This window comes from Streptomyces sp. Ru71 (assembly GCF_002920535.1).
Classification (GTDB): domain Bacteria; phylum Actinomycetota; class Actinomycetes; order Streptomycetales; family Streptomycetaceae; genus Streptomyces.
Genome location: NZ_PQSS01000063.1, coordinates 20,786 through 43,653 on the forward strand (window position 1 = coordinate 20,786; position 22,868 = coordinate 43,653).

20 protein-coding genes and 1 pseudogene are annotated in these 22,868 nt (G+C 70.9%); 15 read left to right on the forward strand and 6 right to left on the reverse strand.

The genetic code is table 11. The features are described from left to right. The first annotated feature begins 172 nt into the window (after positions 1–172). Positions 173–493 carry a multidrug efflux SMR transporter gene (locus C3489_RS28500; RefSeq protein ID WP_103784958.1) on the forward strand — a complete coding sequence of 107 codons (321 nt, stop codon included), beginning with the start codon at positions 173–175 and terminating at the stop codon, positions 491–493. Positions 494–531: 38 nt separating this feature from the next. On the opposite strand, the gene C3489_RS28505 is transcribed toward C3489_RS28500, so the two are convergent. Further along, positions 532–2,886 carry a transglycosylase domain-containing protein gene (locus C3489_RS28505; protein WP_258054992.1) on the reverse strand — a complete coding sequence of 785 codons (2,355 nt, stop codon included), beginning with the start codon at positions 2,884–2,886 and terminating at the stop codon, positions 532–534. 1,317 nt (positions 2,887–4,203) lie between these two features. Between C3489_RS28505 and C3489_RS28510 the strand changes: the two genes are divergently transcribed. The 4 genes from C3489_RS28510 (at position 4,204) to C3489_RS28525 (ending at position 7,715) form a co-directional block, all read left to right on the forward strand. After that, positions 4,204–5,004 carry an ABC-2 family transporter protein gene (locus C3489_RS28510; protein ID WP_103784959.1) on the forward strand — a complete coding sequence of 267 codons (801 nt, stop codon included), beginning with the start codon at positions 4,204–4,206 and terminating at the stop codon, positions 5,002–5,004. Positions 5,005–5,062: 58 nt separating this feature from the next. Continuing rightward, the gene (locus C3489_RS28515; RefSeq protein ID WP_103784976.1) at positions 5,063–5,827 is read left to right on the forward strand and encodes an ABC transporter permease; all 765 of its coding nucleotides are present in this window, start codon (positions 5,063–5,065) and stop codon (positions 5,825–5,827) included. Positions 5,828–5,912: 85 nt separating this feature from the next. Then, positions 5,913–6,926, forward strand: coding sequence for an ATP-binding cassette domain-containing protein (locus C3489_RS28520; protein ID WP_103784960.1), 1,014 nt, complete (start codon positions 5,913–5,915; stop codon positions 6,924–6,926). Between the two features lie 33 nt (positions 6,927–6,959). Next, a complete protein-coding gene (locus C3489_RS28525) occupies positions 6,960–7,715 on the forward strand; it encodes a DUF1707 domain-containing protein (protein ID WP_103784961.1) in 756 nt (251 codons plus the stop codon). 18 nt (positions 7,716–7,733) lie between these two features. Here C3489_RS28525 and C3489_RS28530 read toward each other — a convergent pair whose 3' ends face one another. Further along, positions 7,734–9,074 (reverse strand): SGNH/GDSL hydrolase family protein, encoded by a 1,341-nt coding sequence (locus tag C3489_RS28530; protein ID WP_103784962.1) that lies wholly within the window; start codon positions 9,072–9,074, stop codon positions 7,734–7,736. Between the two features lie 472 nt (positions 9,075–9,546). Here C3489_RS28530 and C3489_RS28535 point away from each other — a divergent pair, with 472 nt between their 5' ends. Then, positions 9,547–10,809: a DUF445 domain-containing protein gene (locus tag C3489_RS28535; RefSeq protein WP_103784963.1), complete on the forward strand. Its 1,263-nt coding sequence runs from the start codon at positions 9,547–9,549 to the stop codon at positions 10,807–10,809. A 75-nt stretch (positions 10,810–10,884) separates the two neighbouring features. After that, on the forward strand, positions 10,885–12,408 hold the full coding sequence (locus C3489_RS28540; RefSeq protein WP_103784964.1) for an MFS transporter: 1,524 nt from the start codon (positions 10,885–10,887) through the stop codon (positions 12,406–12,408). Between the two features lie 237 nt (positions 12,409–12,645). On the opposite strand, the gene C3489_RS28545 is transcribed toward C3489_RS28540, so the two are convergent. Then, positions 12,646–12,954: a hypothetical protein gene (locus C3489_RS28545; protein ID WP_103784965.1), complete on the reverse strand. Its 309-nt coding sequence runs from the start codon at positions 12,952–12,954 to the stop codon at positions 12,646–12,648. Between the two features lie 159 nt (positions 12,955–13,113). Between C3489_RS28545 and C3489_RS28550 the strand changes: the two genes are divergently transcribed. From C3489_RS28550 to C3489_RS28560, 3 genes are all read left to right on the forward strand, one after another. Next, the gene (locus tag C3489_RS28550; RefSeq protein ID WP_181139890.1) at positions 13,114–13,539 is read left to right on the forward strand and encodes an Hsp20/alpha crystallin family protein; all 426 of its coding nucleotides are present in this window, start codon (positions 13,114–13,116) and stop codon (positions 13,537–13,539) included. 118 nt (positions 13,540–13,657) lie between these two features. Beyond that, on the forward strand, positions 13,658–14,173 hold the full coding sequence (locus tag C3489_RS28555; protein WP_181139891.1) for a DUF2267 domain-containing protein: 516 nt from the start codon (positions 13,658–13,660) through the stop codon (positions 14,171–14,173). Positions 14,174–14,239: 66 nt separating this feature from the next. Further along, complete coding sequence (locus C3489_RS28560) at positions 14,240–15,073, forward strand: alpha/beta fold hydrolase (protein ID WP_258054991.1); 834 nt, start codon at positions 14,240–14,242, stop codon at positions 15,071–15,073. Positions 15,074–15,116: 43 nt separating this feature from the next. On the opposite strand, the gene C3489_RS28565 is transcribed toward C3489_RS28560, so the two are convergent. Next, entirely contained in the window at positions 15,117–16,841 is a 1,725-nt protein-coding gene (locus C3489_RS28565) for a DUF262 domain-containing protein (RefSeq protein ID WP_103784968.1), read from the reverse strand. Positions 16,842–17,138: 297 nt separating this feature from the next. Here C3489_RS28565 and C3489_RS28570 point away from each other — a divergent pair, with 297 nt between their 5' ends. Continuing rightward, the gene (locus C3489_RS28570) at positions 17,139–17,378 is read left to right on the forward strand and encodes a hypothetical protein (RefSeq protein WP_103784969.1); all 240 of its coding nucleotides are present in this window, start codon (positions 17,139–17,141) and stop codon (positions 17,376–17,378) included. Positions 17,379–17,447: 69 nt separating this feature from the next. Here C3489_RS28570 and C3489_RS28575 read toward each other — a convergent pair. Then, positions 17,448–18,484 (reverse strand): annotated as a pseudogene (locus C3489_RS28575) (SEC-C domain-containing protein). Between the two features lie 168 nt (positions 18,485–18,652). On the opposite strand from C3489_RS28575, the gene C3489_RS28580 reads away from it, so the two are divergent. After that, positions 18,653–19,453 carry a class E sortase gene (locus C3489_RS28580; protein ID WP_258054993.1) on the forward strand — a complete coding sequence of 267 codons (801 nt, stop codon included), beginning with the start codon at positions 18,653–18,655 and terminating at the stop codon, positions 19,451–19,453. A gap of 47 nt (positions 19,454–19,500) precedes the next feature. Here the strand turns inward: C3489_RS28580 and C3489_RS28585 are convergent, their stop codons facing one another. Then, positions 19,501–20,928, reverse strand: a complete 1,428-nt coding sequence (locus tag C3489_RS28585) for an MFS transporter (protein WP_103784971.1) — start codon at positions 20,926–20,928, stop codon at positions 19,501–19,503. A gap of 104 nt (positions 20,929–21,032) precedes the next feature. Here C3489_RS28585 and C3489_RS28590 point away from each other — a divergent pair, with 104 nt between their 5' ends. The 3 genes from C3489_RS28590 to C3489_RS28600 all read left to right on the forward strand — a co-directional run bounded on the left by C3489_RS28590 (position 21,033) and on the right by C3489_RS28600 (position 22,849). Then, a complete protein-coding gene (locus tag C3489_RS28590; protein WP_103784972.1) occupies positions 21,033–21,566 on the forward strand; it encodes a helix-turn-helix domain-containing protein in 534 nt (177 codons plus the stop codon). Between the two features lie 104 nt (positions 21,567–21,670). Further along, complete coding sequence (locus C3489_RS28595; RefSeq protein ID WP_103784978.1) at positions 21,671–21,982, forward strand: DUF6412 domain-containing protein; 312 nt, start codon at positions 21,671–21,673, stop codon at positions 21,980–21,982. Positions 21,983–22,132: 150 nt separating this feature from the next. Next, positions 22,133–22,849, forward strand: a complete 717-nt coding sequence (locus tag C3489_RS28600; RefSeq protein ID WP_103784973.1) for a YidC/Oxa1 family membrane protein insertase — start codon at positions 22,133–22,135, stop codon at positions 22,847–22,849. The last annotated feature ends 19 nt before the right edge of the window (positions 22,850–22,868 follow it).

Below are 22,868 nucleotides of genomic sequence, written 5' to 3' on the forward strand. Positions count from 1 at the left end.
CTGGTGACCATGGTCACCAGCCCCTTTCGCCGTTGTTTGCTACCTTCGACGGTGAAGCCCGACGAGACGCGCCGTACCGGGCTGTACGTCATGGCGGTGAAGGCCGCGGCGGACGTACGCAAGGCAAAGACGACGCACCCCCGTTCAGAGTGATCTTTCCGGAGGTGCCGTCATGGCCTGGATCCTGCTTGTCGTCGCCGGTCTGCTGGAGGTCGGCTGGTCGATCGGGATGAAGTACAGCGAGGGCTTCACCCGTCTGTGGCCGAGTGTGTTCACCGGCGCCGGCATCGTCGCGAGCATGCTGCTGCTGTCGTACGCCGCCCGTTCCCTGCCCATCGGCACCGCCTACGGCGTGTGGGTGGGCATCGGCGCGGCCGGGGCGGCGGTGCTCGGCATGCTGGTGCTCGGTGAGCCGGCCACCGCCGCCCGGATCTTCTTCATCTGTCTGCTGCTGGTCGCCGTCGTCGGCCTGAAGGCCACGTCCGGCCACTGACCCGGGCCAGACGCGGCGCCTCGATGCGGCTGTGCGGCTTACGGGAAGGTGCCGCCGTCGGTCGTTCCGACGTCCGTGCCTCCGCCGCCGTCGGCGCCCCCTCCGGTGGCGGTGCCGCCACCCGATGTGTCGCCGGTGGTGCCCCCTGTCGTGGTGCCGCCGGACGTGTCGCCGGTGGTGCCACCGCCTCCCGTGGTGGTGTCGCCGGTCGTCCCGCCGTCGGTGGTGGGGGTGCCGCCGGTGGTGTCACCGGTGGTGGAGCCGTCCGTGGTGGAACCGGTCTGGCCCTGGGTCCGCCCCGGGGTCCGGGTGCCGTCGCCGCCGGTGGTCGTCTCGTCGGTGGCGCCGCCGTCGTCGCCGCCCACGGTGCCGGGCTGGTCCTGCGACGGGCTGGTGCTCGGGGCCTGCGACACGTCCGCGCCCTCCTGAAGCTCCAGGTCGAAGTCGCTGACCGGCGTGTCCTTCAGCGCCTCCTTCGTGTACTGCGCCCAGATCTCGGTGGGGGCGCCACCGCCGTTGATGCGGTCCAGACCCAGCGCGCCGTACAGCGGCTTGTGGGCGGCGGTGTCCGGGTCCTGGCCCATCACCGACACGACCGTGGCGAGGTCCGGGGTGTAGCCGGCGAACCAGGCGGCGGTGTCCTTCTCCGCGGTGCCGGTCTTGCCGGCGGCGGGCCGGCCGGCCTCCAGCGCGTTGGTCGCGGTGCCGTTCTCGACGACGCTCTGCAGGATCGCCGTCGTGGTGTCGGCGGCCTCGCGGCTGACGGCCTGACGGGACTTCTGCGCGGGCAGCGGGAGACCCTCGCCGTCCTTGGTGATCTTCTCGATCAGGGTGTACGTGCCGTGCTTGCCGTGGTTGGCGAGGGTGGCGTACGCCTCGGCCATGTCCAGCACGCTCGCGTTGGCCACGCCCAGTGCGATCGACGGGGTCGGGTAGAGCTCCTTGGTGTCGGCCGGCAGCCCCAGGTCGATCGCGGTCTGCTTGACCTTGGACGGGCCGACGTCGACGGCCATCTGCGCGTAGACGGCGTTGACGGACTTGTCGGTGGCCTCGCGGACGGTGGTGGGGCCGTAGGAGTGCTGGTCCTCGTTCTCGGGGGCGTAGTAGCCGCCGTCCCAGCCCTGGACGGGCCGCTTGTTGGTGCCGTCGTAGATGGTGTTGGGGGTGATCGGGCGGCCGTCCTGGGTGGTGGCGCCGTTCTCCACGGCCGAGGTGAACACGAACGGCTTGAAGGTGGAGCCGACCTGGTAGTCCCCGCGGGTGGCGCCGTTGGTGTACTGCTTCACGTAGTCGATGCCGCCGTACATCGCGACGACCTTGCCGGTCTTGGGGTCGACGGAGGCGCCGCCGGCCCGGACGTACCGGTCGACCTTGTTGTTCTCCTTGTCGAGCTTGCTGATCAGCTTGTCGTTGACGGCTTCGACGAAGGCGTCCTGCTTGTCCTTCTGGAGCGTGGTGGTGATGCGGTAGCCGCCGCCCTGGAGGTCGTCCGGGTCGACGATCTTGTTGTCGCGCAGATAGTCCTTGATCGCGTCGACGATGTAGCCGCGCTGGCCGGACAGGCCGGTGGAGCGGGTCTCCTCCTTCGGCGCGGGGAACTTCAGCTTGGCGCGCTCGGCCTGGGTGAGCCAGCCCTTCTTGACCATGCCGTCCAGCACGTAGTTCCAGCGCGCCTCGGCGGCGCGGCGGTTCTCGGGGTGGGCGACGACGTCGTACTCGCTGGGCGCGTTCAGCAGGGAGGCCAGGTAGGCGCCCTGGGCGGGGGTGAGGTCGACGGCGTCCACGCCGTAGTAGGCGCGGGCGGCGGCCTGGATGCCGTAGGCGTTGCGGCCGAAGAAGCTGGTGTTGAGGTAGCCCTCCAGAATGTCGTCCTTGCTCTTCTCGCGGTCGAGCTTGATCGCGATGAAGAACTCCTTCACCTTGCGGGTGACGGTCTGCTCCTGGCCCAGGTAGTAGTTCTTCACGTACTGCTGGGTGATCGTGGAGCCGGACTGCTTTCCCTTGCCGGTGGCGGTGTTCCAGGCGGCGCGGACCATGGCCTTGGGGTCGACGGCCGACTCGGTGTAGAAGTCGCGGTCCTCGGCGGCGAGCACGGCGTGCTGGGCGTCCTTGGAGATCTGCGCGAGGGTGACGCTCTCGCGGTTGATGTCGCCGTCGCGGGCGATCTCCGTGCCGTCGGCGTACAGGTACACGTTGGACTGCTTGGTCGCCAGCGCGTTCGCCGGGGGGATCTTGACCATGGAGTAGCCGAGGAGGAACAGCCCGGCGACGATCAGCACACCGATGACGAAGGTACCGAGCAGCATCCGCCAGGTCGGCACGATCCGCCGCCACCCGGTCCGCTTGGGCCGCTTCCCCTTCTTACCGCCTCCGGCGGGGGCGTCGGCCTGCATGACGGAAGGGGTGGAGGCGTTGTGGGTGGCGTGGGAGGTGGTGGGGTTTGCTCCGGTGGCCATGGGGGTCTTCGGTCCGGCTGCGGCGGACGCGGCCCCGGGACCTCCGGGAACCCCGCGGGTCTTCGGCCCGGCTGCGGCCGACGCGGCCCGGGTGGCCGTTCCGCCGGCTGCGACGCCGGCGGCCATCGCGCCTGCTGCGGCGGACGCCGGGCCGGCCGGGGTTCCGCCCGCTGCGGCCCCGGCAGCCATTGCGCCTGCTGTGGCGGACGTGGGGCCGGCGGGGGTTCCGCCCGCTGCGGCGGGCGCGGCCCCGGCGGCCATCGCGGCCGCCCCGGGCCCTGCGGTCTGCGTGGTCCTGGGCAACCGCTGGGTGGGGGAGGAGTCCGCTGCGGCGTTCGCCTGCGTGGAGGGTGCGCCGGGGCGCCCCGCGCCGACCGGCTTGCCGCCCCGCCCGGCTCCGGTGCCCTTCCCGGTACCGGTGCCCTTCCCGGGCGCGGTGACCTTGGCGAGCTGCATGGTCTCGGAGGCGTTCCCCGCCCCGGCGCCGTCCGCGATCCCGGCCGCCGGGCTCGCGCCGACGCCCTGAGAGGCACCCGGGCTCTTGACGCCACGGCCGGTCTCGGAGCCGCGTGCGCTTTCGGCGCCCCGGTCGGCACGGTCGGCCTGCGAGGCCCCGGCGCCCTGCCGGGCGGTGCCCGAGGCACCCGTGCTCTGCCGGGCGCTGCCGGGTGTCTGGCCCCTGCTCTTCGCGGACTGCGTGACCCCCGCGACGTCGGCGGTACGGGCGGTTTCGGAGCCCCGCTCAGCACGCTCGCCACGGTCGGCCTGTGCGGCAGCCGCGCCCCGCGTGGCGGTGTCCGTGGTCGCGGCGCCCGGCGTTTCGCGAGGCTGGTCGGTTGTCGTTTCGGCGGTCTGCGCAGCCTGTGTTCCCCCCGGGGTCCGCGCGGGCGCCTGGGCCTTCGCGGACCGCGCGGCTGCCGCCGCTCGCGCGGCCCTCGCGGCCCTCGCGGCCTTTGGGTCGGCCGCCGCCCCGGGCTCCTGCTTGGCCCAGCCCGGGTTCGGCTGCTGCGGCTCGTCGCTCATCTCGTGCACGGACTCCTGTTTTCGCGTCGTACGTTCCCGTACGGCCTACTACGCCTGCGGGCGCCCACTTGGCGCCGTCTGCGCCTCCATTGAAGACTCTCGCAGCGGGCGTTTCGTTCCCGGGTGCCCCGCCCCGCCCTGTCTCCGGCCGGAAAACGCGTGGCGGCCCGCGCCGGACACGCACTAGGCTCCTGCGCTTCGGTGCCGGGACGAGCCGGGAGGTCGGTCGGCGTGGGAGCGGGGCGGTTGTACACGGCCGTCGCGGTGGGCGGTTTCAGACGGTACGCGACGTATCGGGCGGCCACGGTCGCCGGGGTGTTCACGAACACCGTCTTCGGGTTGATCTTGGTATACACCTACTTGGCCCTGTGGGACGAAAAACCCCAGCTCGGCGGCTACGACCAGGCGCAGGCCACGACATACGTATGGCTCGGCCAGGCCCTGCTGTCCACCCTCGCCATCGGGGGCGGCGGCGTGGAGGACGAGCTGATGGAGCGCATCCGCACCGGCGACATCGCCATCGACCTGTACCGCCCGGCCGACCTGCAACTGTGGTGGCTGGCCGCCGACATCGGCCGCGCCTCCTTCCAACTGCTGGGCCGCGGTGTGATTCCCTTCACGTTCGGCGCCCTGCTCTTCCCCGTCGCACTGCCCTCGAACCCGATGACCTGGCTCGCCTTCCTCGTCGCGGTGGGCCTGGCGATGGTGGTCGGCTTCGCCATCCGCTTCCTGGTGGCGCTGACCGCGTTCTGGCTGCTGGACGGCACCGGCGTGACACAGATGCTGCTGATCACTGGGTTCTTCTGCTCCGGCATGCTGCTGCCGCTGAACCTGTTCCCGGGCGCGCTCGGCGAGATCGTCCGCGCGCTGCCCTGGTCGTCGCTGCTCCAGGCCCCCGCCGACATCCTGCTCGGCCACGCCGGCGCCTGGCCGACGTACCTCTTCCAGGCGAGCTGGGCGGTGGCCCTGCTGGCGGCGGGCCGGGCCCTGCAGGCCGTGGCCACGCGGAGGGTGGTGGTCCAGGGTGGCTGAACCGGCCAGTGCCTCCCGCCTGGGCGAGGCGGTGCGCGCCTACCGGCTGATCGCCGGCATGTGGATCCGCTCCACCCTCGCCTACCGCACCTCCTTCGCGCTGACCACGCTCGGCAACTTCGCCCTGACCGGCCTGGACTTCGTCGCGATCCTGCTGATGTTCTCCCGCGTGGACGCGCTCGGCGGCTACTCGCTCTCCCAGGTCGCCTTCCTCTACGGCGTCTCCTCCGTCGCCTTCGGCACGGCCGACCTGGCGATCGGCTCGATGGACCGGCTCGGCAAGCGGGTGCGCGACGGCACCCTGGACACCCTGCTGGTGCGCCCGGCACCGGTGCTGGCGCAGGTCGCCGCCGACCGGTTCGGCCTGCGCCGCCTGGGCCGGGTCACGCAGGGCGCGCTGGTGCTCGGCTGGGCGCTGACCCGGCTGGACGTCGACTGGACCGCGCCCCGGCTGCTGCTGATGCCGGTGATGCTGGTCAGCGGCGGGGTGATCTTCTGCGCGGTGTTCGTGGCGGGCGCGGCGTTCCAGTTCGTCGCGCAGGACGCCTCGGAGGTGCAGAACGCGTTCACCTACGGCGGGACGACGATGCTGCAGTACCCGCCGACCGTCTTCGCCACGGAGCTGGTGCGCGGGGTGGTGTACGTGCTGCCGCTGGCGTTCGTGAACTGGCTGCCGGCGGCCTACGTCCTCGGCCTGCCGATGCCGCTGGACCTGCCCCGCTGGGTCGCGTTCGCGCCGCCGCTGGTCGCGGTGGCGTGCTGCGCCCTGGCCGGGGCGGCCTGGCGGTCGGGGCTGCGGGCGTACCGGAGCACCGGGAGTTGACGGCCGTACCGCAGTACGGGGAGCTGACCGGCGTACCGGAACACCGGGAGTTGACCGGCGTACCGGAGAACAGGGAGCTGTGGGCATGACGGAACCGTTCATCGAGGTGGACCGGGTCGAGAAGGTCTTCGACGTACGCCGCAGGACCGGGTTCCTGCGGCGGGAGCGGCGGCAGGTGCGGGCCGTCGACGGGCTGTCCTTCACGGTCGCGCGCGGTGAGATGGTCGGCTACATCGGCCCCAACGGCGCTGGCAAGTCGACGACGATCAAGATGCTGACCGGCATCCTCACCCCGAGCGGCGGCCGGCTGCGGGTGGCCGGCATCGACCCGGCCCGCGAACGCACCCGCCTCGCGCACCGCATCGGCGTGGTGTTCGGGCAGCGCACCACGCTGTGGTGGGACCTGCCGCTCATCGACTCCTACCGGCTGGTGCACCGTATGTACCGGGTGCCGGACGCCCGCTACCGCCACAACCTCGACCGCTGCGTGGAACTCCTGGAGCTGGGCGATCTGTTGGACGTCCCCGTACGGCAGCTGTCACTGGGCCAGCGCATGCGCGGCGACATCGCGGCGGCGCTGCTGCACGACCCGGACGTGCTGTACCTGGACGAGCCGACGATCGGCCTGGACGTCGTCTCCAAGGCCAAGGTGCGCTCGTTCCTGAAGGACCTGAACGCCGAGCGCGGCACGACCGTCCTGCTGACCACGCATGATCTGCAGGACATCGAGCAGCTGTGCTCCCGGGTGATGGTCATCGACCACGGCCGTCTGATGTACGACGGACCGCTCGCCGGCCTGCACGAGGCGGGCGAGAGCGAGCGCACGCTCGTGGTGGACCTGGAGCGCGAACTCCCGCCGATCGACGCGCCCGCGCCCGCGCGGGTGGTGCGGGTCGACGGCCCGCGCCAGTACCTGGCCTTCCCGGCGACCGAGTCCGCGGCGCCGCTGGTGGCGCGGCTCGCGACGCGGTACCCGCTGGTGGACCTGTCGGTGCGCGAGCCGGACATCGAGGCGGTGATCGCGCGGATGTACGCGGAGCAGCCGGGCACCCGCCCCGCGCGGGAGCCGGGCCGCCCGGCTCAGGCGCCCATCTCGTAGCCGCCGCCCGGTCGTTCCTCGTAGGCTGCCCGCATGACCGACGACGCTGTCCCGGATCTCCGCGCCTCCGACGCCGATCGCGAACGGGTCGCCGAGATCCTGCGGGACGCCCTCGCCGAGGGGCGCCTGGACATGACCGAGTTCGAGGAACGCCTCGACGCGACGTACAAGGCGCGCACGTACGGGGAACTGGCGCCGCTCACCCGTGACCTGCCGGCCGCGGGGGCACCGGCCGCCCCGGCCGTCTCCCTGTCCAAGGAGCCCGTCGGCGACGGGGGCTGGCGGGAGAGGATCGTCGGCGGTGAGGGCTCCTCGCAGTGGGCCGTGGCCGTCATGTCGGGCTTCCAGCGCAAGGGCCGCTGGACGGTGCCGCGGCGTATGGACTGCGTGGCCTTCTGGGGCGGCGGGGAGCTGGACCTGCGCGAGGCGGTCTTCGCGGACCGCGAGGTCGTGATCAACTGCGTCGCGATCATGGGCGGCGTGAACATCGTGGTGCCGCCCGGCGTCGAGGTCGTGGTCCGGGGCATCGGCATCATGGGCGGCTTCGACCACGAGGAGACCGGCGTCGCGGGCGAGCCCGGCGCACCCCGCGTGATCGTCACCGGCTTCGCCTTCTGGGGCGGCATCGGCATCGAACGCAAGCTGCCGCGCGCCGACCGGCTGCGCCTGAAGGAGGAGCGGCGAGAGCTGCAGCGGGAGCGCCGGGAGCTGCAGCGGGAGCGCAGGGAGGACCGGGACCGCAGGCGGCACGGCGAGTACCCGCATCCGAGGAGGCGGCACGGCGAGTAGCCCCCGAAAGGGCCTCCCTTACAGCGCCGCCCATCCTCCGGCCGTCAGCAGCCGCAGGTCGAACACGTCCGCCATCCGCCGGTACCCCCGGTCGTTCGGATGCAGATGGTCCCCGCTGTCGTACTCCGCCCGCAGCCGCCGAGGGTCGTACGGATCGCGCAGCGCTCGGTCGAAGTCGACGACGGCGTCGAAGACCCGCCCGGTGCGGATCTCCGCGTTGATCCGCTGCCGTACGTCCTCCCGAGCGGCCGTGTACCCGGGGCGCCCGCCGAACGGCATCAGCGTCGCCCCGACCACCTTCACGCCCCGCGCGTGTGCCTGCCGCACCAGCGTCCGCAGCCCGGCCACGACGCGTCCGGGGTCGGGGAGCCGAGGCTGGCGCAGGATGTCGTTGACGCCGAGGTCGACGACGACGACCTTGACGCTCGTCCGGTCGAGCGCGTCCCGCGTGAAGCGGCTCAGTCCGCTGGGGTTCTCCGCGGGCCGCCCGAGCCCGTCGGCGAGCAGCTGGTTTCCGCTGATCCCGGCGTTGACGACGCCGTACCGCGGCACCCGCTGGCCGTCCCCGCCGTCCTGTTCCTTCAGGTCGGCGATCCGCAGCCGGTCCGCCAGGACGTCGGGCCAGCGCCGGTTGGCGCCCACCGTGGAGGCCGCGCCGTCGGTGATCGAGTCGCCGAAGACGACGACCGTGCCGTCGGCCTCGTGGCTCAGGACGTCCAGGGCGGTCAGATAGCGCCAGGACGCCACCCGCCCGGTGTACGGCTCCCCGCTCACGCTCTCGGTGTGGTCGCCGTCGGCGACGTAGGAGAACTGCCGCGCCTGCTGGTGCACGGTGACCGGTCCGGACGGGGTGGGGGAGTAGGTGGTGACCAGCACGTCGCTGTCGGCCGGGATCGTCACCCGCACCGGATCGCTCAGCACCTGCCCGCCCGCCGGTACGGCGACCCGCGCCGCCCCGCCGAAGGTCAGCCGCCGCATGCTGTCCTCCCGCGCCTCGGCCGTGCCGGACCCGTCGGCGACGGCGAGGGAGGCGTGCGTGATGGTCAGCGGCGTACTGCCGTAGAGGTTGGACAGCGTGATACGGGCACTCGTACCGCCGACGCTCGTGTGCACCACGTTGCGCACCGACCGTCCGGCCAGGCCGAGCGTCTCGGTGCCGGGCTCGGTGCCGGTGGGCGCGGCGGACCAGGTGCCGACCCACACGGCGGTGGACGCGGGCTCGGCGGGGTCGTGCGGCGAAGCGCCGGTCCCGCCGTGGCGGCCGTCACCGCCGGCGACGGTGACGTACAGGCCGGCCGACACGAGCGCGATCAGGATGACGATCGCGCAGAGCAGGACGTAACCGTGACGCCTGGTCATGGGGTAGGTCTCCTCGGACCAGGGGAGCCCGGGACGAGTGCCCGGTACTCCGAAAGGATCACCTCATGATGCGGCATGAGCACGATATGACCGCACACGGCCCCCCGGCCGGGCGGCGCGGGAACCTTTGCCATGTCCCCGGAGTCGGTCATATGGAGTCGGTCATATGGGGACGAGACAGTGACCGAAAGGGACAATGGGTCCGGGGCACCTTGATCGGATGGAGCGGATGGAACGGGAGAATCAGACCCCGAACCGGTCGATACCGGGCACGCGATCGGAGCCGGCCACGGGATCGGAGCCGGCCACGGGATCGGACCCGGGCACGCGATCGGAACCGGGCGGGCGGTCAGCGCCTGGGACGCAATCGGCTCCCGGCACCGGGCCGGCACCAGGCACCCGGCCGGGACCAGGCGCCCAGTCGGCAGCGGGCACCCGCCCGGCGCCCGCCGCGGACGCGGCCACCCGTGCGATGACCGCCTTCGGCCCCGCCGACGAGGAACGCCGCCGCGGTGTGCGCCGTATGAAACTCACCGCGACCGGCCTGCTGCTCCTCGTCGCCGTCGTCTACGTCCTCGCCAAGTGGGCGCACAGCTCCGGCGCGGGCGCCTGGGCCGGGTACGTCGCGGCGGCCGCCGAAGCCGGCATGGTCGGCGCGCTCGCCGACTGGTTCGCGGTCACCGCGCTCTTCCGCCACCCGCTCGGCCTGCCCATCCCGCACACCGCGATCATCCCCACCAAGAAGGACCAGCTCGGCATCTCCCTCGGCGAGTTCGTCGGCGAGAACTTCCTCTCCGAGGACGTCGTACGGCAGCGGCTGCGCGCCGTCGGCATCGGCAGCCGGCTCGGCACCTGGCTCTGCGAACCGGCGAACGCCGACCGGGTGACCGCCGAGCTGTCCACGGCCCTGCGCGGCGCGCTGACCGTGCTGCGCGACTCCGACGTCCAGGCGGTCGTCGGCGAGGCCATCACCCGGCGCGCGAACGCCCAGGAGATCGGGCCCGGGCTCGGCAAGATGCTGGAGAAGATCGTCGCCGACGGCGGCCACAAACGCGTCGTCGACCTGATCGTCACCCGGGCCCACGACTGGCTGGTGCTGCACGGCGACTCCGTGATGGACGCCGTGCAGGGCGGCGCCCCCGGCTGGACCCCGCGGTTCGTGGACCGCAAGGTCGGCGAGCGCGTCTACAAGGAACTGCTGCGCTTCTGCGCCGAGATGCGCGACATGCCCTCCCACCCGGCGCGCGGCGCCCTGGACCGCTTCCTCACCGACTTCGCCGGCGATCTGCAGTCCGACACCGACACCCGCTCCCGTCTGGAGCGGCTCAAGGGCGAGGTGCTCGGCCGGGGCGAGGTACAGGACCTGATCGCGTCCGCGTGGACCGCCGTACGATCCATGATCGTCTCCGCGGCGGAGGACGAGCGCAGCGAACTGCGCCTGCGCGTGCGGGCCTCGCTGCTCGCCCTCGGCGCCCGCATGGCGTCCGACCCGGGCACCCAGGGCAAGGTCGACCGGTGGGTGGAGGGCGCGGCCGTGCACGTCGTCACCACCTACCGCAAGGAGATCACCTCCCTGATCACGGACACCGTGGCGGGCTGGGACGCCGAGCACACCACCCGCAAGATCGAGGCGCACATCGGCCGTGACCTGCAGTTCATCCGTATCAACGGCACGGTGGTGGGCTCCCTGGCCGGCTTGCTGATCTACGTCGTCACCCAGGCGCTGGGGGCGTAGACCGGCACTCGGCGGGCACCCGTCCGGGCGGTCCGCTCGATGCAGAGCGGCACGGGTCGCAGCAGGAGGGTGCCCATGACCACCGCCGAGGCCGAGACCGGCCGTACCGTCACCACGAACATCCCCGCCCGTCTCGACCGCCTGCCGTGGTCCCGCTGGCACTGGACGATCGTCATAGGCCTCGGCACGGTATGGATCCTGGACGGCCTTGAGGTCACCGTCGTCGGCAACATCGCCAGCCGGCTGTCGGAGTCCGGCAGCGGACTGGACATCAGCTCCGGCCAGATCACCGGCACCGCCGCCGCGCTCTACGTGGCCGGCGCCTGCTCCGGGGCCCTGTTCTGGGGCCGGCTGACCGACCGCTTCGGCCGCAAGAAGCTCTTCATGATCACCCTGGCGGTGTACCTCGCGGCCACCGCCCTGACCGCCTTCTCCTTCGACGCCTGGTGGTTCTTCCTCTTCCGCTTCCTCACCGGCTTCGGCATCGGCGGCGAGTACGCGGCCATCAACTCCGCGATCGACGAGCTGATCCCGGCGAACTACCGCGGTCGCGTCGACCTGATCATCAACGGCAGCTTCTGGCTCGGCGCGGTCGGCGGCTCCCTGCTGTCGATCCTCGCGCTGAACACCGCGATCCTGCCCAAGGACATGGGCTGGCGGCTGACCTTCGCGCTCGGCGCCGTCCTCGCCCTGGTCATCCTCCTGGTCCGCCGCCACGTCCCGGAGAGCCCGCGCTGGCTGCTGATCCACGGACGCGACCGGGAGGCGGAGGAGATCGTCTCCGCCATCGAACGGCAGGTGGAGTCCGAGAGGGGCGGCGAGCGGCTGCCCGAGCCCGCCGGCGAGATCACCATCCACCAGCGCCGCAGCGTCACGTTCGTGGAGATCGCCCGCACGGTCTTCTCCCGCTACCGCCGCCGCGCGATCCTCGGCTTCTCCCTCTTCATCGGCCAGGCGTTCCTGTACAACGCGATCACCTTCGGCTTCGGCGCCATCCTGACCACGTTCTTCGACGTGCCGTCCGACCACACCGGCTACTACTTCGCCGTCATCGCCGTCGGCAACTTCTGCGGCCCGCTGGTGCTCGGCAAGCTCTTCGACACCGTCGGCCGCAGGGTGATGATCTCCTCGACCTACCTGCTGTCCGGCCTGCTGCTGTTCGGCACGGCGTGGCTGTTCGACCAGGGCCACCTCAACGCCACGACGCTGACGGCCTGCTGGTGCGTGGTGCTGTTCTTCGCCTCGGCGGGCGCGAGCAGCGCGTACCTGACCGTCTCCGAGGTCTTCCCGATGGAGACGCGCGCGATGTCCATCGCCTTCTTCTACGCCCTCGGCACCGCCGCCGGCGGCATCAGCGGGCCCGTGCTCTTCGCGGACCTCACCGGAACCGGCAAGGTCGGCGACACGGTCCTGGCGTTCTCCATCGGCGCGGCGCTGATGTGCGCGGCCGGCCTGGTGGCGGCGTTCCTCGCGGTGAAGGCGGAACGCCGCTCGCTGGAGGACATCGCGCAGCCGCTGACGGCGGTGGCGGCCAAGGCCTCGGGCGCCGCGTCGGGAACGGCCCAGGGCCGCTCGGGCTCGCGCCCGGCGACGGCGTAGGCGGGGTGCCTCTGCCCGGCTCGGGCGTGGGCGGGGTGTGCGGCTGCCTGGCCCTGGCGTGGGCGGGGTGTGCCTCTGCCTGGCCCGGGCGTGGGCGGGGTGTGCGGCTGCCTGGCCCTGGCGTGGGCGGGGTGTGCCTCTGCCTGGCCCGGGCGTGGGCGGGGTGTGCGGCTGCCTGGCTCGGGCGTGGGCGGGGTGTGCGGCTGGTGGCCTGGCTGTCGTAGGCGAGGTGTGCTTCTACTGCTCGGTCGCTCGGTCGGCGACGGCCCAGGAGGCGAGGGCGACGGCCCCCGCGACCCCGAACACGGCAGGCCAGGCGCCCACCTTCTTGGCCAGCGGGTGCGACCCGGCGAAGGCGGCGACATACGCGGCGGTCAGCGCCCCGGCGGCCTTCCCGCCCGCCCGCGCCCGCCACTGCCGGGCGGCGGCCGCACCGGCGACGGCCAGCACGGCCCCACCGAGCTGCCGCTTCTTCGTCCAACGGGCCACGCCGTACCCGCCGACGAGTCCGCTCGCGGCGACGACGGAGCTGGGGACCTTGGCCATGTCTGCCTCCTTGGTGGTCTGCCCCGAGATTAAGCCGACGCCGTACCCGCCTTCGGACCTGAGTCGAGGCTTGTCAATTTTCCTCCCCGGAGTTATATAAAAACCAGAAGCCACCGCATGAGGCAGCACACAGAGCCGCGAGGAAGGGAGTGACCCGTGATGCTCATGCGCACCGACCCGTTCCGTGAACTCGACCGCGTCACGCAGCAGGTCTTCGGCGCCATGGCCCGCCCGTCCGCGATGGCGATGGACGCCTACCGATCCGGGGACGACTTCCTGGTCCACTTCGACCTCCCCGGCATCGACCCCGAGTCGATCGAACTCGACGTCGAACGCAACGTCCTCAACGTCCGCGCCGAGCGCACCTCGCCGGCGCCCCGGGACGCCGAGGTGATCGTCGCCGAGCGCCCCACCGGCACGTTCACCCGCCAGCTGTTCCTCGGCGACACGCTCGACACGGAACGCATCGACGCCTCGTACGACGCCGGCGTCCTGACCCTGCGCATCCCGATGGCGGAGCAGGCGAAGCCGCGCCGCATCCAGATCAGCGGCGGAGACAGCCGGCGCAAGGAGATCAGCGGCTGACGGCCAGCCGGAAACAACACGTGTATGAACCGCCCCGCAGGGGATTCGGATACGGGCGCCGGCGCTCACAGTGCACCGGCGCCCGCGGACGACCGGGACCTGGAGGAGGACGCCGCACATGACGACGACGGTGCCGAACACGACGACACTGAAGCCGACCACGACGCCGTTGCAGACCAAGCCCCCCATGCCACCGCGGCCCCGCCAGGCGACGGCGACCACGACCGCGACCGACTCGGGCTGGTTCAGGCTGATCGACGCGGTGAAGGAAGCGGGCCAGTATCCCACGAGAGGGGAGGCGGAGAGCATCACGCGCATCGTCCTGTCCGCACTCGGCGGCCAAGTGGTCGGCGAGGAACGCGTGGCGCTGGCGCAGGCTCTCCCGCGCGAGGCGGCCGTGGTGGTGGCCTCGCAGATCCCGGCCACCCGCCGCCTGACCGCAGCCGCGTTCGTGGACTCGGTGGCCACCCGCATCGAGGGCGCGACCCCGGCGACGGCCCGCTGGGACGTCAGCTCGGTCCTGAGCGTCCTGCCGCCCCTGCTGGGCGAGGACCTGACGAACCGCCTCCTGTCCGAACTCCCGCCGGGCTACGCCCTGCTGTTCGGAAGGGCGGACCTGATCCCGCCGCAGTAGGAACCCGGCCCGGCCGAGCCGCAATCCGCTGGCACCGGCCGGGCCCACAACCCGAGACTGTGCCTCGTGCGCTACTTGACGACGGACGACGGCACCCGGATCGCCTACGACGACCAGGGCCGGACCGACTCCCCGAACCCCCCGGTCCTCCTCCTGCACGGCCTGGCGGGCCACCTGGGCGAATGGGACGACCTGACCCCCCGCCTCCTGTCCACCGGCCACAGAGTGATCCGCTACGACGCCCGAGGCCACGGCGCGAGCACGCGCAGGCCGGGAGACATGACCCGAGCGGCAGCGGTCGCGGACGCGGCAGCCCTGCTCACCCACCTCGGCGCAGCCCCCGCAACGCTGATCGGCCAATCCCTGGGCGGCCTGACAGCCCTCCTCCTGGCAGCCCGCCACCCCCGACTGGTCTCCCACCTGATCCTGATGGAAGCGGGCCCGGCGGGCCCCACCCCGTCCCTCCCGACGGACATAGCGAAGTGGCTGGCCACGTGGCCGACCCCGTTCCGTTCCTTCGAGGAGGCCAAGACCTTCCTGGGCCACGAGGCCTGGGCCCGAGGCCTCCAAAAACGAGAGAACGGCTACCACCCCCGCTTCGACCCCGCCGCGATGACAGAAGCGGTAAGCGAACTGGCAACGGAAAACTACTGGTCCGACTGGTCCCGGATCACCTGCCCGACGCTGGTACTGCGGGGGGAGCGGGGCACGATGCCGGCCGAGGAGGCGAAGGAGATGCAGACCCGCCGCCCGGACACCAAGGTGGAGGTGATCACGGGGGCGGGACATGACGTGCACCTAGAGCGGTTGACGCAGGCGTATCAAGCAATCACAGCATTCCTACGGGAGGACAAATATCCCCCTCTTTGGACGCGCTCGGGTCCACGTCGAGGCGCTTAAGGGCCACGGCTCCATCGATTGGTTCGCGCTCTTGGGAAGATGCCTACTCCTCCTGCAGTCTCCGCTCGGTTACCCGCTCGATGAGCTGGATTACCGTATGGAGTCGTTCGTCCAGGAACTTCGCGTAATCGTCGTTGGCTAGGCCGCTATCAGAGTCGCTTCTGATGGCGTGGGAGGAAAGGACAGACTTCAATTTATCCTCGCCATAAGTGGCGGCCATCTCGCTCAGATATTTACTGGGTGCCTTATCTTTGATGATACGATTCGTTTCCGCGTCGATCAGGGTCCTATTGAGAAGTAGTTCCGCACTCTCCGTGACTCCTGAGCGAGTCAAGAATGCTTTCGGAAAGATGTGGTGAGAGTCAATTTGAACTTCTCCAACGCGGTATGGCGTCATGGCCTGACCGGTGTGAAAGTCCTCGGCTCGCGCCGTTGCAAGGAGGCACATGAGACCGCAGTACAGAGCCTTCCGTCGCACCGAGGCAGAGCGGAGGGTAGAGGCGCTGAGGGGAAGCTCATCAAGAGCTTCTGGCGCCTGCCCGTCTCCGCTGATGACCCACTCCTTTAGGCGTGCGTAGTCCGCTCCCGCCTGACTGTTGGCGCCTTGGTCATAGTTTGTGGTGAATACACTGCACCAGAAGAAGCGCTGCAGGCGGCTATAGGCAGCGGCTCGGCCTAGAGGCTCCAACTTCTGGACATCTCCCCAAACAGCCCCCATCGGCATTAGCAGCATTCCGTAAGGAAGCCACTTCGGTGCGACCAGTCCGCAATCGGACTGCAGCATGTCAATAACGCCGGCGATGCCTGAGACGGCCGACGACCAGTGCGTGGAAATGTCGAGTGCGGTCAGTTTCTTTAGGACATCAGACCGTTGGGCGGAAGCGTAGGCTTTGAGGCAGACGGTCTGCAGAACGCTATACGGATCGACTTTGAAATCGACCAGCGCCTTATAATTTTCTTGAGCCTCTATCCACAAGTCGCGAAGATTAACCCCTTGCGGGAAATAGCGGGCGGTCAAAAGTTCAAAGGGGCCAAGTGGCTTACCAGTTCGGTTGAGGGTTTCGAAGATCGTACATACTGCCTCTATCGGGGTTGTTTCCGGCAGAGTCAAGACCGGCAACCCATAAGAGCGCAGCGGTACAATGTACTTATCCCTCATCCTGCGATAGAGAGATTTGAGGTACTTGGCGCTGAAGGTCTCATCGCTGCCGGTGATATATTCGACGTAATCGTCAAGCCAATCATCAAAACTATTGACGTCGGCTACCGGAAAATGTGATGCGCCAAGTATTTCTTGGTTCTTCCTGGCCTGGGCCTTGTTTGTCGGGACGGGTACGGAAATGACTGCCCTGTCGAAATTCACCTCATGAAACTCTTTTATGTAGTCATTCTCGACTGTTACAAACTCGTCCACCTTGAGGTAGTACCGTTCGTCACCGACGCCGGTTAGGGCTTGGTACAACGCCGTGAGGCGCTGTTGGCCATCGAGGACTAGTTCCGCAGGCTTCTTGTCGCCCAAGTCGGGAGCGCCCTCGAAGCTGCGACTGGCGAAACTTTCGCCGTCCCCTTGCTTCCAGAGGAGCAGAGTGCCGACGGGGAACTCTGAGATGATCGATTGGATCAGCTCCTCCGTGCGGCTCGCGTCCCAGACGAAGTCTCGTTGAAAGTCCGGGAGTGCGATCTCTCGGCCATGGATGCGCGTCACCAGATTCGAGAGCTGCCGCGGGACTGTCTCGAAGATGGGGTCCGACTCGTAGGCGCTTGACATAGGAATCATCCAGGTTGCTCGGTGTTGAGGCCAGCTTGGAGCGACTGTGATGATCTTATGTACTAGTGGTGAACGGCGCCCCCCAACCTCCTGGGTTAAACGTCCAGTTGGGGCACGCGCATGAGGTTGACTCCCATGGGGACCGGAGAGTCCCGCCGGGCCAGCGGCTGTTACCCGCTGTCAAGCCGTCAAACGAGGTGGTGGCTTAGCCCCGCGCGCCGTGCTCACCGGAGGTGCAATCGGTAATCCTGCGCGAACGAGCGGAAGTTGAGGGGGAAGGTGTGTAAGAGTGGCAGCATGGCCTTGATCGAGACGTTTGAGCCGGTCTCCTCGGATGTCCAGAGACTGCATGGAGCAGTGACGTGCGGTTTTCGTTCTTTCACTGTCGGTGAGCGACGTGTCCTTCAGCTGGACACCTACGGGTCGCGCGACCGGCAGATTCCCGACAAGATCAGTCAGAGCATCCAACTGGATGTCAATGGGGCTCGGCAACTGATCAAGATCATCGAGGAAGCTTTTCCAGGGCTCGCCCGCTAAGTACCTTGTTTAGCCTCGTAGGGAGGTGGGGTAGGCCAAGAAACGCCTCCCCACCTGCCTTGATCGACCCTAGGAGACCCTCTCGGCGTTGTTCCGGCTGGCGCCGTGACACTCCCCATAAGCCGCCCCCGACCCGCACCAGCACCCCTCCCCCGCCCCGGAGGCCAGGCCATTGCTCGGCCTCGGGCTGCCAGGGTCGTTGCGTACTGGGGGAGCAGGGTCGGGTCCGACGGGGACGTGCCCTCCGATGCCGCGAAGGCCTCGTACGACGGGACCGTGCCCGTGACGATGCCCAGGTTGGGGGTGCCCGAGGTGGCCAGTTCGCGGAGGGAGGATTCTATCGTCGACAGGTGGGCCTCGTAGGAGGGGTACTCCTCCGCGAGGGCTGGGTAGTCGGCGACCAGTTCTGCCAGTTCGGGTGCCGGCCAGTGCAGGACCGCCACCGGGAAGGGGCGCGAGAGGGCCTCTCGGTAGGTGCCCAGTTCCGCCTGGAGGCGGGAGATCTCCGCCTGCAGTTCCGCCGGGTTGGAGGAGCCGAGGGACCAGACGCGTTTCGGGTCGTGGAGCTCGTCCAGGGGGATCGGCGCCGCGTTGAGGGTGTCCGCCTGCGCGTCCCAGTCGTCGTGGGGCAGGCCCAGCATGCGGCGGACCCGGTGGCGGCCGAAGAGCAGGGGGCGGGTGGCGTACGGGGGCTCGCCCTCCGCGGGGAGCAGCAGGTGCGCGGCCTGGGTGAAGGTGTCCTGCGCCGCCTCCAGCTCGTCGTGCGACTCCAGGGCCTCCGCCACGATCACCCATGGGGCGGGGTCGCGGGGGGCGGCGACCCGGATGCCCTCGATGATCGCGCGGGCCTCGGCCCCGTGGTCGTACTCCCAGAGGTTCGCGGCCTTGCGGGCGCGGACCAGGTGGGGGTTCTCCAGGGAATCCCCCGTCGCCAGCAGGCGGTCGTACAGGGTGGTGGCGGCGGGGCGGTCGCCGGCGAGTTCCAGGTGGGCCGCGGCCCGCAGCAGCAGGGCTTCCGCGTCCTCGGGATACAGGCCGGCGGCCCGCTCCAGGCGTGCCGCTTCGGCGGTGTGGTCGACGTTCTCGGCGGGCGTGTCGGAGCGCATGGGGGACACCGTACTGCCGATGGGTGACGAAAGTGAGGTATCCGCTGGCCAGGAGTGGATCCCCACATGCCTCGGGTACGGGGCTTCAGACCTCGCGCCGCGCGTCGTATCGTGCGGCCCTGCCGAGCCGCAGGGGGTGCCGTGCGCGTGCGGAATCGTCTTTTAGGTATTCGGCCCGTCCGTCCTGTCGTTCACCATCGCCGTCTGCGCCGGCGCGCGGTCCGCCGTCGTGTGCTGTGGGCGGGCGGGGAGTTGCTCGTCACCGTGGGGGTGCTCGTCCTGCTGCTCGTCGTCCACGAGACGTGGTGGACCAACCGGCAGGCCAGGGCCGGTGCCCAGCGGCAGGTGGCGGCACTGGAGCGAGAGTGGGAGGGGGAGTGGGGGACGGTCGTGGGGCACGGGGCCGGTGGGCGTGCTTCTCCTCGTGCGGAGAAGCGTGGTCGGCCTGGCCGGACGCCCGGGTCCGTGGCTGCCCCGGTGCCCGAGCCCGCGTCCGTCGGGCGCCGTGATCGGACCGCCTCCCCGGCCTACGCCGTCCTCTCCATCCCCCGCCTCCGCCTCCGCGTTCCCGTCGCCGAGGGCACGGGGCGGCGGGACGTGCTCGACAAGGGGTACGTCGGTCACTACCGCGCCACCCAGCAGCCGGGGCAGGCCGGGAACTTCGCCGTCGCGGGGCACCGGAACACGCACGGGGAGCCGTTCCGGTACGTCAACCGGCTGCGGCGCGGCGACGAGGTCCGGGTCGAGACCGCGGCCGCCGTCTACATGTACGCCGTCGACCAGGTGCTGCCGCAGACGTCACCCCGTGACTCCGGTGTCCTCGCGGCCGTACCCAGGAGTGCCGTGCGGCCGGGGTACGGGTACACCGGCCCCGGCTACTACCTCACCCTCACCACCTGCACGCCCGAGTACACCTCCCGGTACCGGCTGGTGGTGTGGGGGAAGCTCGTGCGGATGCGGCCCCGGTAGTGACCGGGTTTCCCCGGCCCTGGAGTCTCTCCGCTCCCGCAGCACTTCTATCGCGACCGCTCCCGCAGCGCCCCCACCACGACCGCGCCCGCCACCGCCAGCGCCGCCGACACCACCAGCGCCGCGTCCGCGCCGCGGGTCAGGCCGTCCGTCGACGTCGCCACGGCGATGGTCAGCGCGACGCCGGCGCAGGAGCCGATGTAGCGGAACGTCTGCTGCGCGCCGGAGCCCATCGCCGCGCGCTCGGGCGGGACCGACTCGACCGCGACCAGCGGGAGCGCGGCGTTCAGCAGTCCGCTGCCGACCCCGCCGATCAGCAGGCCGGGCAGCAGACGCGCCCAGGACCCGGCGGACAGGGCGCCGAGCATGGTCAGGGCGGCGACCGCGTGCAGTGCGAAGCCCGCCGCCAGCTGGAGGCGGGGCGGGACGCGGCCCGCCAGGCGCCGGGCCTGCAGTGCCACGACGAAGGACAGCCCGGACCAGAGCAGGAACAGCCAGGCCGTGGCCATCGCCGACATGCCGAGCGTCTGCTGGAGCAGCGCCGGCAGATAGCTGAACAGGCCGATCACCGCCAGGCCCGTGAACAGTCCGCCCACCGAGGACCCCAGGAAGCGGGGGCGGCGCAGCAGGGTCAGGTCGATCATCGGGGTGGCCGTGCGGCGTTCGACGACGGCGAAGAGGGCGAGCAGGGCGAGGGTGGCCAGCAGCAACAGGGCCACCGGCGCGCGCAGCCAGCCGTCCCGGCCCAGGGTCAGCGCGGCGACCAGGGCGACCAGGGCCGGTCCGAAGGTCAGCGCGCCGAGCACGTCGGGGCGTCCGCCGCGCGGTGCGCGGGACTCCGTGAGGGTGCGTGCCGACAGGGCCGCCGTGAGCAGCGCCGCCGCGCCCAGGACGCCGTAGGCCGTCCGCCAGTTCGGCAGCGCCCCGGCGAGCAGCGGGCCGACCGCGATGCCGCCGGAGACGAACGCGCCCCACACGCCGGTCGCGTGCAGCCGGCCGCGCGGGGTCGGGAACGCGTGCACGATCAGGCCGAGGCTGCTCGCCAGCAGGGCGGCGCTGGCCGCGCCCTGTGCGACGCGGGCCAGCGTGAACAGCCAGGTGGAGGTGGTGAGCGCGCCGAGGGCGGTGGTGACGCCGAGGGCGAGGGTGCCCGCGGTGAAGATCCGGCGGCGGCCGTAGTCGTCGGCGAGGCTGCCGGCGACGAGAAGGAGGGCGGCCAGCCCCAGCGGGGTGCCGTTGAGCAGCCAGGCCTGGGCGGAGAGCGGGGTGTGCAGGTCGGCGGCGGTGTCGGGGAGCGTGACCATCGGCGCGGTGTACGTCATCAGCGCGACGGCGGTGGCCGCGCTGGTCAGCGCGAGGGTGGCGCGCGGGCGGGCGGCCGGGGCGTCCCGGATCGGGGCGGGGGTGGCCGGACGGGTGCCGGACGTGTCCCGGCCGGGGGCGGGCGCCTGGGTGGCGGGGTCGGGGCTTGGCATGACCGTTCCTCGGTTCGGTGATTGAACCTACCTGGACATGGCCACCGTAGCAGGGTGGGTTCGGTGAATGAACCTTCGCCGGAAAAGTCGCTACAGTGGACGGCATGGCACTGGGCAAGGACTACGCGACGCAGGAGTGCTCGATCGCCCGGGCACTGGAGGTCGTCGGCGAGCGGTGGACACTGCTCGTCATCCGCGACGCCTTCTTCGGCGTCCGGCGCTACAACGACTTCCTCGTCCACCTCGGCATCCCCCGCGCCGTCCTCGCCGGCCGCCTCCAGACCCTCACCGAGCAGGGCATCCTCGAAAAGCGCCGGTACCAGCAGTCGCCGCCGCGCGACGAGTACGTCCTCACCGAGCGCGGCCTCGCCCTGTGGCCCACCTTGCGCTCGCTCGGCCTGTGGGGCCGCGAGCACTACGGCGAGCAGCCGCTGCGCCTGTTCCGGCACGCCACCTGCGGCACGGAGCGCGAACTCGGCCCGTACGGCGAATGTCGCGACTGCGGAACCATCGTGCCGGTGGCGGACGTTGTCATGGTGCCGGGGCCGGGACTCGACCCCGACCCGGCGGATCCGGTCAGCCGGGCCCTGCTCCAGCCACGGAGGCTGCTGCAGCCCCTCGACGCGGATCCTGTATAAACGGGCTCATATGGACGGGCCCAGACAAACGGGCCCAGGTAAACGGGCTCATGTGATCGGGCTCATACGGTCACGGGGATGACGAAGGGGATGGGGGAGTGCCGGTGAACCGCGACTGGGCCGGGCTGCGTCCCGCCGCCGTGCTGCTGCTCCTCGTCCTCCAGATAGCCCTGCTCGACACGGGCAGCCTCTCCGCCACCGTCGCGCTCGCCGCGACCGCCGCCGCCGGCTCCGCGCTCGCGCTGTGCGCGCTGGTCGCCGCGTGCTCGGTGCCCGCCCTGCCGCGCACCCGTATCCGTACGGCGATACGCGACCGGGCCCGGCGTACGGCTTTCCTGCCCCAGCGCGACCCCGACGCGCCCGGCCGCCGCCGGCCCCGGGCACCCGGGCACGCCCTCCTGGCGACCGCCGCGTAGGGCTCCACCCCGACACCACGCCCACCCTGCCGTTCGGCACGGGCCGCCGTCCCAGGCACGGGTGCGGAAGGAATCGGGGTATCCCCGCGCGGGTCGTCATGCCGATCTCTCTTGTCCCGGCACGACGTGACCCCGGAGGGCCACTCACCCATGTCCGTTTTCGCCCAGCTCGTCGAGCGGCTCGCCGAGCTGCTCCAGCCCCTCTTCCACGCCTCCTCCGCCGCCGCGGCGATCGTGCTGTTCACGATGCTCGTCCGGCTGCTCGTGCACCCGCTGTCCCGGGCCGCCGCCCGCGGGCAGAAGGCCAAGGCCGCGCTCCAGCCGAGGATCGCCGAGCTGCGCAAGAAGCACGCCAAGGACCCCGAGAAGCTGCAGAAGGCCGTCATGGCCCTGCATGCCGAGGAGAAGGTCTCACCGCTGTCGGGCTGCCTGCCGAGCCTCTTGCAGCTGCCCGCGTTCTTCCTGCTGTACCACCTGTTCTCCAACACCACGATCGGCGGCGAGGCCAACGGGCTGCTCAGCCATCAGCTGCTCGCCGCGCCGCTCGGCGACCGGTGGGCGGACGCCCTGGGCGACGGCGGCCCGTTGGGCGGGGCCGGGCTCGTCTACCTCGCCCTGTTCGCGCTCGTCGCCGTCGTCGCCGCGTTCAACTACCGCCGCACCCGGCGGACCATGGCCGAGAACGCCCCGTTGCCGGCGGCCGGCCCCAACGAGCAGGTTCCCGGGCTCGGGGCGGTCACCAAGGTCATGCCGTTCATGTCCTTCTTCACGCTCGTCACCGTCGCCGTCGTACCGCTGGCCGCCGCGCTGTACGTGGTGACCAGCACCACGTGGAGCGCGGTGGAGCGGGCGGTGCTCTACCGCTGAGTCCTGTCGGGCAGGGGGC